Annotated in this window: 10 protein-coding genes; 3 read left to right on the top strand and 7 right to left on the bottom strand. The window is 44.1% G+C overall.

Annotation, left to right across the window (positions count from 1 at the left end; genetic code table 11):
- Window positions 1-109 precede the first annotated feature (109 nt).
- On the bottom strand, window positions 110-1,270 hold the full coding sequence (locus AABM38_RS06460; RefSeq protein WP_423409650.1) for an MFS transporter: 1,161 nt from the start codon (window positions 1,268-1,270) through the stop codon (window positions 110-112).
- A gap of 258 nt (window positions 1,271-1,528) precedes the next feature.
- Between AABM38_RS06460 and addB the strand changes: the two genes are divergently transcribed.
- From addB to AABM38_RS06475, 3 genes are all read left to right on the top strand, one after another.
- On the top strand, window positions 1,529-5,104 hold the full coding sequence (gene addB, locus AABM38_RS06465; protein ID WP_423409651.1) for a helicase-exonuclease AddAB subunit AddB: 3,576 nt from the start codon (window positions 1,529-1,531) through the stop codon (window positions 5,102-5,104).
- Window position 5,105: 1 nt separating this feature from the next.
- The gene (addA, locus tag AABM38_RS06470; protein ID WP_423410680.1) at window positions 5,106-8,885 is read left to right on the top strand and encodes a helicase-exonuclease AddAB subunit AddA; all 3,780 of its coding nucleotides are present in this window, start codon (window positions 5,106-5,108) and stop codon (window positions 8,883-8,885) included.
- 104 nt (window positions 8,886-8,989) lie between these two features.
- Window positions 8,990-9,298 carry an HNH endonuclease gene (locus tag AABM38_RS06475; RefSeq protein WP_423409652.1) on the top strand — a complete coding sequence of 103 codons (309 nt, stop codon included), beginning with the start codon at window positions 8,990-8,992 and terminating at the stop codon, window positions 9,296-9,298.
- Here the strand turns inward: AABM38_RS06475 and AABM38_RS06480 are convergent.
- The 6 genes from AABM38_RS06480 to AABM38_RS06505 all read right to left on the bottom strand — a co-directional run bounded on the left by AABM38_RS06480 (window position 9,295) and on the right by AABM38_RS06505 (window position 11,560).
- Window positions 9,295-9,513 carry a spore germination protein gene (locus AABM38_RS06480; RefSeq protein ID WP_423409653.1) on the bottom strand — a complete coding sequence of 73 codons (219 nt, stop codon included), beginning with the start codon at window positions 9,511-9,513 and terminating at the stop codon, window positions 9,295-9,297. The genes AABM38_RS06475 and AABM38_RS06480 overlap by 4 nt on opposite strands.
- A gap of 139 nt (window positions 9,514-9,652) precedes the next feature.
- Complete coding sequence (locus AABM38_RS06485; protein ID WP_423409654.1) at window positions 9,653-10,057, bottom strand: spore germination protein GerPE; 405 nt, start codon at window positions 10,055-10,057, stop codon at window positions 9,653-9,655.
- A 4-nt stretch (window positions 10,058-10,061) separates the two neighbouring features.
- Window positions 10,062-10,238 carry a spore gernimation protein GerPD gene (locus AABM38_RS06490; protein WP_335378352.1) on the bottom strand — a complete coding sequence of 59 codons (177 nt, stop codon included), beginning with the start codon at window positions 10,236-10,238 and terminating at the stop codon, window positions 10,062-10,064.
- Window positions 10,238-10,768, bottom strand: a complete 531-nt coding sequence (gerPC, locus tag AABM38_RS06495) for a spore germination protein GerPC (RefSeq protein ID WP_423410681.1) — start codon at window positions 10,766-10,768, stop codon at window positions 10,238-10,240. Before gerPC ends, AABM38_RS06490 begins: the two co-directional genes overlap by 1 nt.
- 319 nt (window positions 10,769-11,087) lie before the next feature.
- On the bottom strand, window positions 11,088-11,324 hold the full coding sequence (locus tag AABM38_RS06500) for a spore germination protein GerPB (protein WP_423409655.1): 237 nt from the start codon (window positions 11,322-11,324) through the stop codon (window positions 11,088-11,090).
- 14 nt (window positions 11,325-11,338) lie between these two features.
- Window positions 11,339-11,560, bottom strand: coding sequence for a spore germination protein (locus AABM38_RS06505; protein ID WP_423409656.1), 222 nt, complete (start codon window positions 11,558-11,560; stop codon window positions 11,339-11,341).
- Between the last annotated feature and the right edge of the window lie 172 nt (window positions 11,561-11,732).

Here is an 11,732-nt window from a genome sequence, read left to right on the forward strand (position 1 = left end):
TTCCGGAATATATGGGGTGAGTTTCGGAATATATCCGTAGAGTTCGGAATATCCAACCGAAACAGCATTTCGATAGACGGATAGGTCGGCAGTTAAATGAAAAGGCATTTCAATTGGCATCAGCTGATTGAAATGCCTTTTCTTCTTTTATGAAAAAGCACAGGACGATGTTAAATAAAAACAATGATGATAGCAGCAGCATGACCCCTTTGAATGATAACAGAGCTGCCACTAGCGGTGCGAGGCTTGCACCGCTCAATAGGATGAAAGAATAGAGCGAAAGTGCTTTGGCCCGCTGTCTGCTGCCATAAAAACCAATCAAGGTTATGGCTGTCGGTATCACAAGTGAGATGGAGGAAACGAAAAAAATGGAAAAAACGACTAAGTGAAGCGTGGAATGAAGCAACAGCAGAAGGAACGCACTTGTGGCACCAATTGCCAGGCCGACAATCAATGTCCGCAATTCTCCCCATCGATCCATCATTTTCCCGGTAAAAAGCGATAAGGAAGCACCAATCAAGCCAACTAACCGGATCATCATCAGGTCAGAGGGCGGGCCGGCAAAGGACCTGCCGATTGAATCGTAAAATGCAATGATTGAAAATAGAAGCGAAAACGTAATGATATAGCATTTCAATAAGCGCGAATCGGATAATAAGTTGAAAAAAACCCTCCATAGCGGTCTGCTTTCCACTTCTTGTCTTGGAGATTCTTTTAGCAAAAAGAAACCAATCACAAACAGGACAAAATAGACACCAGAGAAAAATAGATAAACACTGTTCCAGGAATACAGACTTGCAAGAAAAGCGCTGGCGACCTGTCCGAAGATGCCGGCGATTAAAAAGCCTGTATTGATCAAAACGACAAGAATTGTCCTTTGTTTGAAGGTGAATAAATCATAAGTATAAGCGAATGCGACAGAAGCAAAGGTTGCAAGAGTCAGTCCCTGCAGCGAGCGAGTAACCCAGAGGCTGATCGAGCCGGTGGAAAAGCCGACAGCAAGAGTTGTCAGCGCAGATGCCAACAGTCCATAGACGAGGATTTTCCTGCGGCCAGTAAAGTCAGAAACCGGTCCAAAGGAAAGAAGCCCGCATGCATAGAAAAAGGTAAACAACCCGCCAGCTAAGACGACGTGGGATTCATCAATGGCAAGATTGTCCGCCAGGATGGAATAGATCGGGATTAACGTATAAATATTGCTTGCAACCATAATTGCACTTATCGTAAGAAGGATAGACACTTTTTGAAAAAAGGTAATGGATTTCATCATGATCACCTGCCAACATTACTATATGCTTTTGCCCATCGGATTGCAGGTTGTTTGGGAAAAATTAACGGACTCTTTGCTTCCAAAACAAGGGGGAAAAAAGGTATAATTAAATTATATACAGAACAATTGTTTGGCAGCAGGAATACATTCAAAGGCGCATGAATCGAAGCGCCTTTTTCAATTTTTATATAAAGAAAATTTCTATGCTATCATCAGCTTAAGAGACTTTTATTTTCATAGGGAGAAAGGGGAAGTCAGATGTCTGTACGTTTGGTATTAGGGCGCTCAGGGAGCGGGAAAACCGAGCTGATCATTCAGGAAATTAAGGACAGGCTTATTGCTGATCCGCAGGGAGACCCAGTCATCTATCTTGTTCCTGAACAAATGTCGTTCTTGTCAGAATATCGGTTATCAACCGATCCAGAGCTCGGGGGAATGATCAGGGCGCAGGTGTACAGCTTTCCTCGTCTTGCCTGGAGGGTGCTTCAGGAAACAGGCGGTTTTACACGCCAGCATTTGGATAGTGTCGGAATCAGCATGATGATCCGCAAGATAATTGAGGATAAGAAAGATGAACTGAAGATCTTTCAAAAAGCAGCTGACAAAAATGGCTTTGTCCAGCAAATGGAACAAATGCTGATCGAGTTTAAGCGTTATGCAGTCAAGCCGGAAGAGCTGGCCGGAAAAATGGCAGGTCATTCTGATGCCAATAAGGCACTTGGCGATAAAATCCATGACTTGGAACTTGTTTACAGGCAATTTGAAGATGAACTTTTTGGCAAATACATTGACTCAGAGGATTACTTTAGGCTCCTTGCCGAAAAAGTGCCTGCATCTGAGTATTTAAAGAATGCAGAAGTATATATAGATGGTTTTTACAGTTTCACTCCGCTTGAACTGATGATTATTGATCAATTAATTGGTACATGTAAAAGGGTAACCGTCACCTTGCCAGTTGATGAGAATTATAAAGATGGACAGCCAGATGAGCTGGACTTGTTCAGGGTTACCGGTGAAACATGTCATAACTTGCATGAATTAATCAAGACAAAAGGCTATGTCCTGGAAGAAGAAGTTATTTTGACAGAACAGAAGCGATGGCATGAGGAGTCTTTGAAGCATCTCGAGAAGGAATTTGATTCCAGGCCAGCCACAAGGTTTAACGGCGAGGCGGCGATCCATATTGCCCAGGCAGCCAACAGAAGGGCAGAAATGGAAGGTGTAGCCCGGAAAATTCGCGGACTTGCAAGAGAAAAAGGCTATCGATACCGGGATATCGCTGTACTTATGAGAGGAAACGAATATCGGGAAGTGCTCGAAACGATTTTCGATGACTATGGACTTCCTTACTTTATCGACCAGAAAAGAAATATGCTGAACCATCCGCTGGTTGAGCTTGTTCGTTCAAGTCTGGAAACGGTTTTAGGGAACTGGCGTTATGAACCGATTTTCAGGGCGGTTAAAACGGACCTGTTATTTCCGTCTGGAGCAGATATTCATAAAATGCGCGAACAGATGGACGTGCTTGAGAACTATGTTCTTGCGTATGGAATACAGGGTGAAAAATGGACGAAAAAGGATCGATGGAAATACAGGCGGATCAGAGGCCTTGAATATGACGGTGCTGTACAGACTGATGCTGAAAAGCAGACTGAACAGGAGCTAAATGACCTGAGGTTGCTGATAACAGCGCCGCTGATGAGGATGGCCCGGAGACTGAAGAGAGCTGACACCGGACGTAAACTGTCTGAAGCGGTGTATTTGTTCATGGAGGAGCTTGATATTCCAGCTAAGCTTGAACTATGGAGGATGGCTTCTGAACAGGAAGGAAGGCTCGTCGAAGCAAGGGAGCATGAACAGGCGTGGAATGCTGTTATTGACCTGCTCGATCAGTTTGTGGAAATGCTCGGAGACAGCAAGGTTGCCCCTAAGCAGTTCGTCACAATCCTTGATGCTGGTTTTGAATCACTGAAGTTTTCACTGATTCCTCCAGCGATTGACCAGGTTCTTGTCGCTGACATTGAAAAAACGAGGCTTGCCGATATCAAGGTGGCGTTTGTCATTGGTGTTAACGAAGGCGTCCTTCCTGCCAAGATGTCCGAAGATGGCATATTTGGCGATGATGACCGCGATCTTCTGCATTCAAAGGGAGTTAAGCTTGCTCCGGGAAGCCGGACGAAATTGCTCGATGAGAATTTCATTGCCTATAAGGCATTTGTTACGCCATCAGAGCTTCTTTATATCAGCTATCCAATTGCCAATGAAGAAGGAAAAGCTCTAATGCCATCCTCTTTTATCAAGAGGATCTCAGACCTTTTCCCTGAGCATCAAAATCACTACTTTATGCCTGACCCTTCGGAATTGCCGGAGCAGGAACAGCTTGAATACGCGGCGGGAGAAAATGTGGCATTATCTTACCTGACTTCCCAGCTGCAGCTTAAAAAGCGGAATTACCCTGTCTACGATTTCTGGTGGGATGTATACGATTATTATATGAACGACCATCGCTGGGCGGATACTGCCCGTAAAGTTCTCTCCAGTCTCTTTTATGAAAACAGGACGAAGCAGCTTTCCGAAGATGTCACCAAGGAGCTGTATGGAGAGCAAATTGAAGCGAGCGTATCCAGGATGGAGCTTTTCAATAGCTGTCCATTCTCGCACTATGTCCAGCATGGACTGAAGCTTCGCGACAGACAGATTTTCAGGCTCGAGGCACCGGATATCGGAGACTTGTTCCATGCAGCATTGAAGGAAATTGCCGAAACGGTCATGGAGCAAAACCTTAGCTGGGCAAGCCTTACAAGAGTACAGGCTGAAGCACTCGCCAGGGATGCGGTTCAGAAGCTGGCGCCGAAATTACAGAACGAGATTCTTCTGAGCTCGAACAGGCACCATTATATCAAGCAAAAGCTGCAAAATATCATTAGCCGCGCTTCACTCGTGTTAAGTGAGCATGCAAAAGTCAGCGGGTTCTCCCCTGTTGGGCTGGAGCTTGGCTTTGGCCGTCAGGGAAAGCTGCCACCGCTTGCGTTTTCACTGAAGAATGGCACAAGGATGGAACTGATGGGCCGTATCGACCGTGTCGATAAAGCTGAGGATGACCATGGTGTGTATCTAAGGGTTGTCGACTATAAATCGAGCGTGAAGGATGTCAATTTGACCGAAGTTTATTATGGAGTGGCATTGCAAATGCTCACCTATCTGGACATCATCATCACCCACTCGCCATTATTGGTGGGAAGGCCGGCAGACCCGGCTGGAGTCCTTTACTTTCATGTCCATAATCCAATTGTCAATGCTTCTAAAATGCTGACTCTTGATGAAATTGAAGAAGAAATTCTAAAGCGTTTTAAAATGAATGGTTTGCTGCTTAACGATGAAAATGTCATCAGGCTGATGGATAAAAGCATTGATACAGGCAGCTCCCAAATCATTTCGGCTGGGTTTAAAAAGGACGGAAGCCTTCTGAAAAGCTCGAAGGTTGCGAGCAAAGAAGACTTTGATCATTTGAGGCAGTTTGTACGTAATAAGTATGTTGAAACAGGAAACGGAATCGTCAGCGGGATTGTTGATGTTTCTCCATATAAGCTCAAAGACCGCGCACCGTGTACATTCTGTTCATTTAAGCCTGTCTGCCAGTTTGACCAGACAGTGGAATCCAATGAGTTCAGGAAGCTTCCAGTTATCAAAAAGGAAGATTTGCTTGAAGCATTGCGACAGGATGATAGCCTGAAGGTGAATGATGGTCTTATATTAAATACCGAAAGATTAGAAGATATAAAGAAACAAGATATTCTTGCATCAATTGGGGAGGAGGAAGAGGATCTTGGTTAATATGAATATACCGCCAGTACCGGAAGGAGCAACCTGGACGGAAGACCAGTGGAAGGCGATTATGGCATCTGGACAGGATATCCTGGTTGCAGCTGCGGCTGGATCTGGAAAAACAGCTGTTTTAGTTGAGCGGATCATCAAAAAAATTACATCCGACAACGATCCGATTGATGTAGACGAGTTGCTCGTTGTTACGTTCACCAATGCTTCAGCCGCGGAAATGCGCCATAGAATTGGCGAGGCTTTGGAGAAAGCGATTGACGCCAATCCAAGTTCGAGTCATTTAAAAACGCAGCTAAGCCTGCTGAATCGTGCTTCCATTTCAACACTACATTCCTTTTGCCTTGATGTAATCAGAAAGTATTATTATCTGATTGATGTTGATCCTGGCTTCAGGATTGCGGATGAGACCGAGGGGCAGCTTTTACGAGACGAAGTAATAGAGGATTTGTTCGAAGAAGAATACGGAAAGGCAGACAATCAGCCGTTTTTCAACCTCGTTGATGCGTTCACTAATGACCGTAGTGACGAAGGATTGAAGGATATTATTGCAGACCTTTTTGATTTTTCCAGGTCCAACCCCTCACCCGATGTGTATCTCGATTCGATCGTTTCTATGTATGATGCTGCAGGCAGCTCGTCAATAGAGGATCTGCCATTTATGAAGGTTCTCATGAACGATATCGAGCTTCAGCTTCAGGGAGCAAAGCAGCTTCTTGAACAAGGATTGGAGATTGCAAGAATGCCAGGGGGCCCTGCACCGAGAGCTGTTAATTTTACAGATGATCTGCATGTGGTTGATACGTTATTGAAGGCGAAAGACCTTTCATGGTCTGAGCTTTATGACGCGATGCAGCTGGCTAAATTTGACCGGGCTAAGACATGCAAGGGTGATGATTATGATAAGCAGCTGGTGGACAAGGCTGGAAAGCTTAGGGACAGGGCGAAGAAAATCGTTCAGGATATGAAAAGCGAATTATTTGCAAGGAAGCCTGAGAGCTTCCAGAAGGACATGCAGGAAATGAAACCATTGATCGCTGTCCTGATTGATCTGGTAAAGGAATTTTCGCGCCGTTTTGGAGAAGTGAAGCAGGAACGCGGACTTGTCGATTTTTCCGATCTTGAGCACTATACTTTGGATATCCTAACTGCACAGCCTGATACAGAGAGCGCAGAGCCAATCGTTGCGGCTGTTCCATCAGAAGCAGCACTTGCATATCGCAGAAAATTCAAGGAAGTGCTAGTGGATGAGTATCAGGATACCAATATGGTACAGGAAGCGATCCTCCAGTTGGTGACATCAGATGGTGAAGAGTCAGGAAACATGTTCATGGTAGGTGATGTGAAGCAGTCAATTTACCGCTTCCGCCTTGCTGAGCCGAACTTGTTTTTAGGTAAATACAACAGATTCACTGAAGATGGAGAGCAGACTGGCTTGAAAATTGACCTGGCCAAAAACTTCAGGAGCCGTGCTGAAGTCCTAGACGGCACCAATTATCTTTTCAAGCAGATCATGGGCATCAAGGTTGGCGAGATTCATTACGATGAAAATGCCGAACTCAAAAAGGGAGCTCCCTACACTGAGGATGAGTCATACCCTGTTGAACTTCTTCTGATTGATAAAGGTGATGCCGGTTCAGCTGAAAGCGAAGCAGCAGAAGAAAATGAAGCAGCTTCGACGGAATTTGACGCGGATGACCTAGAACAATCACAGCTGGAAGCAAGACTCATGGCGAAGCATATAAAAGAGATGGTTGAGGAGCGCAGGGGTGTCTATAATCCCAAGACTAAGACTTCTAAGCCTGTGAATTACCGGGACATTGTTATCCTGCTCCGCTCAATGACATGGGCTCCGCAAATCATGGAGGAGTTTAAGCAGCAAGGTATTCCGATTTACGCTAATCTATCGACTGGTTATTTCCAGGCGACAGAAGTGGCGATTATGCTTTCACTTTTAAAAGTGATTGACAACCCATATCAGGATATACCGCTTGCCGCTGTACTCAGGTCTCCGATTGTTGGCTTGAATGAAGAGGAACTGGCAGTCATTAGGATCAGCCAGAAGCGAGGAACATTCTATGAGGCGTTGACAACTTTTTGCCAAAAAGAACCAGCAGCCGAACATGAGAGCTTGCATGAAAAGACAAGAAGTTTCTTTGAACGTTTAAAGAACTGGAGAACAGCAGCCCGGCAAGGATCTGTTTCCGATTTAATCTGGCAGCTTTACAGAGAAACCAGATTTTTTAATTTTGCCGGAGGAATGCCAGGCGGGAAGCAGCGCCAGGCAAACCTGCGCGCGCTTTACGACAGGGCAAGGCAATACGAAGCAACAACCTTCCGGGGGCTGTTCCGCTTTTTGCGCTTCATTGAACGGATGCGTGAACGCGGTGATGACCTTGGTGCAGCCAGGGCGCTTGGGGAGCAGGAGGACGTTGTCCGGATCATGACGATCCACAGCAGCAAGGGCCTTGAGTTTCCAGTTGTATTCGTCGCCGGTTTGGCGAGGAATTTCAACACGATGGACTTGAAGAAATTTTACATGCTTGATAAGGAATTTGGCTTTGCCGCTAAATATATAAATCCTGAAAAACGTATTTCTTACCCTTCGCTCCCTCAGCTTGCATTTAGGCGTAAGCACAAGATGGAAATGCTCGCTGAAGAAATGAGGGTGCTTTACGTTGCTTTGACCAGGGCAAAGGAAAAGCTTTATTTAATCAGTTCTGTAAAGGATGCTGAAAAAACAATCAGCAAATGGCAGGATGAAGCAAGCCATCCTGAATGGCTCCTTAATGAATATCTAAGAGCGTCAGCGTCAGGCTATATTGACTGGATCGGCCCAGCGCTCATCCGTCATAGGGATTGTGATTCATTAAGAGGCAGCGAAGCAAGTACAATGGCTGGAGATAAAATCAGCGGCCATCCATCACGCTGGAAAATCGAAACGATAACCGCTGAGGAAGTGGCAACCTATGCTGATGAGAAGACTGAAGAGCATGAAAGCTTGATGGACATGGTAGCAGAAGGGAAGCCGGTAAAGATCGATTCTGCTTTATCAGAAGAGGTACGCAATCAGCTTTCATGGAATTATCATTTCAGGGAAGCAGCGACACACCGTTCGAAGCAATCCGTCACAGAACTCAAACGAAATCATGAAACAAGGGATGAAGAAAGCGGCACCCAAATGATCCGCCGTTTTACAAAGCCAATCCTGAACAGGCCAAGATTCATGCAGGAAAAGAAATTAACACCTGCAGAACGCGGTACTGCGATGCATATGGTCATGCAGCATATCGACCTTACCAAACCTGTTAACGACCTTACACTCGATCTGCAGCTGGAAAAAATGGTAGAGTGTGAGCTTCTTTTCCCAGAACAAAGAGAGGCTATCGAGAAAAAATGGATTCTTGCCTTTTTCGAAACGGAAATTGGCAGGCGACTATTGAATGCTCAGAAAGTAAGCAGAGAAGTGCCGTTTTATCTTGCACTGCCAGCAAATGAAGTGTACCCTGACTGGCAAGGGGAAAATGAGCCGATTTTTATCCAGGGAGTCGTCGATTGCATTTTCCAGGACGATAAAGGGACGGTGCTGCTCGACTTCAAGACAGACGGCATCCATGACCGCTACAAAGGCGGCTTCGACCAGGCAAAATCTATATTAGAAGAACGATATCGCATTCAAATCAGCTTATATGCGAAAGCGATCGAACAAGTATGGAAACAGCCAGTAAATGAGAAATATTTATATTTCTTCGATGGCGGCCATCTTTTAGAGCTTGAATAGGAATAATATATGTATTACGGCGTTCCTCCGTAAAAAATAGTAAAAACCGGTCTGATGCGTACAATAATCCAGACCGGTTTTTTGTTTTCGGAAAGGAGAATCAAATGGCAAAACAAAAGCAGATGGGGAAATGTGAACTTTGCTGCAGAGATGATGTGGAAGTAACAATCCACCACTTGACACCTAAAGAACTGGGCGGGACTTTTATGCCGACGGCAAAACTCTGCATTCCTTGCCATAAACAGATTCATGCACTGTTTACGAATGAGGAGCTTGCTGCCAGCTTGAATACCATTGAGCTGCTCCGCATGCACCCGGATATACATAAGTTTTTAAAATGGATAAAAAAGCAGCCTTCAACAAGGCTGCCTAAAATTTCAAAATCAAATGGGCGAAAACATAAAAAGCGTTAGTTATTTCCCACTGTCGGCTGGTCAAAAAGGTTAGCGTCAAGAACATTACTGGAACTTATGCCGTTATTGGTGACGATTAATCCGCCTGTATTGAATCCGCCCTGGCCTGCTGTTGTCTTGGAGTTGCTTTTTGGTGAGATAAACAGGGAGTCGCCGAACTGTACAGTGCCGCCGCTGACAGTAACAATTTGAACAGGACCTATAATTGCTGGCATTTAAAACATCCTTTTCTTCTTGTATATTTACGTTCAGATCGTAAACTTTGTTGCTTTAATACTCCACTTAATATTCCGCGCAAAGGATAGCCATCTTTTTAGAAAAGAGCCTTTTCATAAAACAAGATCGGTGCAACCTTTATCTATCCATATGATTGATATAGTTGTTTAGTTCTTCCCGTGGCAATAACTGACGGATATGCTTTACCCTGGCTTCCATTGAAATATGGCAGCTGTTTCCTAGGTGGACAACAGAGGAAGAGGCGGCGCCAATAATCTCGATATTCCTTACTTTCAGAACTGGGTTGAGATTTTGGGTTGAACTAGTGAAGATTTCATCGACAGGAGTGAATGGGATTGCCTCAGAGAAAATGGAAAAGGCTGAGAAACTCCCTTCGTTATCATAAAAAATTTCCGCCTCTCGCTGGACTGCTATCGCTTTTGAATTGGCCTGGATTTGCTGGGAATCGCCGATTTGAAAAATGGATGAAAAGATAATCGAATCGACTTTTATGCGATCGACACATGCTGTTCTTTGAAACATATCGTCACTCCACTGAAAGCGGAACAAATGGTCCGATGACCAGCGATTCTGCTGGAGTATCAAATGTTGCTGCCAGCTGGATTATTTCCGCATCCCCGACCATCAGCAAAGAGGAGCTTGATACACCTATAACCCTGATGTCGCCGACGCAGATGTCCCGGTTATATACTTGAAAATTCATTATGAACTTCCTTCCTTTACATTGTCAGGCAGATTTTTCAGGAATAGGAATACTCCGTTCTGGATTTCCTGTTTAAGCAGCTCAATCACATTTGCATTGATCTCAGGGCTTAATTCTTCTCCCCGATTGGTGGAGGAAAGTTCTTTTAAGTGATAAGCTACTCTGCCAGACAACTGTTTTTTAATATCATCTTTAATAAATGTAAAATATGAATCATCAACGGCTATTCCCAGATTGGTTTGTGCATCACGATAAATCTGCTCGAGGTCAGTTTCTAAATATTGATACAGTGTGTTTTCAAGCTCGATTGTCCGCTTGAATAACTGTTTAGGAGGAATCGGTACGTTCATGGCTTTCTGATCGACAGAAAAATCGTCGATTTCGTTCAGATCTGTTGGATTCAAGCCAATATTCAATGTTCCTTCTAGTGTTTCAACCTTCAACTGGTCAAATTTATACTCGATATTTCCGATTTGAACCGGAGGTCTTTCTTTAAGGCTTGCAATTTCCTGTTGCATATCCAAGACCATTTTCTCCAACTTGCCTATTTTTTTGCTTTGATGCTCCACAAATACATGCAGCCTTTTTATATATTGATAGAATTCCGCATCCAAACGAATCACCTCGAATCAAACCAGTTTATTTGTAAAAGGCTCTTTTCGTAATCTTTGTTGCTTTCTCAACAAAAGTAAAAACCGGCGCCTCGGTTTTTACGAGATTAATTAGAATTTAGTTCAGAATTCTCCTTCTTAAAGAGCCCCGATAACTTTAAAAATGCGGATACAAGTACTTGTTCGAAAAGCAACAATCAATGCGAAAACAGCCTTTTATAAATACTGATCCCAGTTATCAACTTTCTCGTACAGGGGCCTGTAAAGGTACAGCAGGTGTACCAAGCAAATCTGAGCTGCTAATAACACCCGGGTGCTGCGCCTGTGGTGCCGGTCCGGTAAAACCTCCTGTATTGTACAGATAAGAAGCAGGCTTGATAATTCCGGCGCTTCCAATTTGCAGAACAGAGGAATTGGTGATTCCATCAATTTTTAAAAGGTTGATGTGAATCGATTGTTGTATATAGAAATTCATCCTGATCCCCCGCATTAAGCATTTAAATAATTTCCCTGATCCACGCCATCTTGATCAAAGGTATTCGTAGAGCTTTGATTATTATATAGAGTCAATCCATCTCCGGTATTGAATGAGCCAGCACCTGAAAATGTTTTTGCGCTGGAAACCGGACTGATTCTGTAAACATCGCCAATATTGAAAACAGCGCTGTTGCCCAGAGAGACTACCTGTACGACTCCGACGATTGCCGGCATGAGCAACACCCTTTCCTGGATTTCTTTATATCGTATGTGCCTAGGTAAAGATTGTGATTAAAATGCCCATATTAGATCCTGGAAAAGGGTGTTATACAACAGACAAAAAGTTATATAACAGAAAAGCGGATGTGTTAATATATTTATATATTTAGAATTTTAATTTTATTCT

The organism is Heyndrickxia sp. MSNUG, from assembly GCF_049532715.1.
Classification (GTDB): domain Bacteria; phylum Bacillota; class Bacilli; order Bacillales; family Cytobacillaceae; genus Mesobacillus.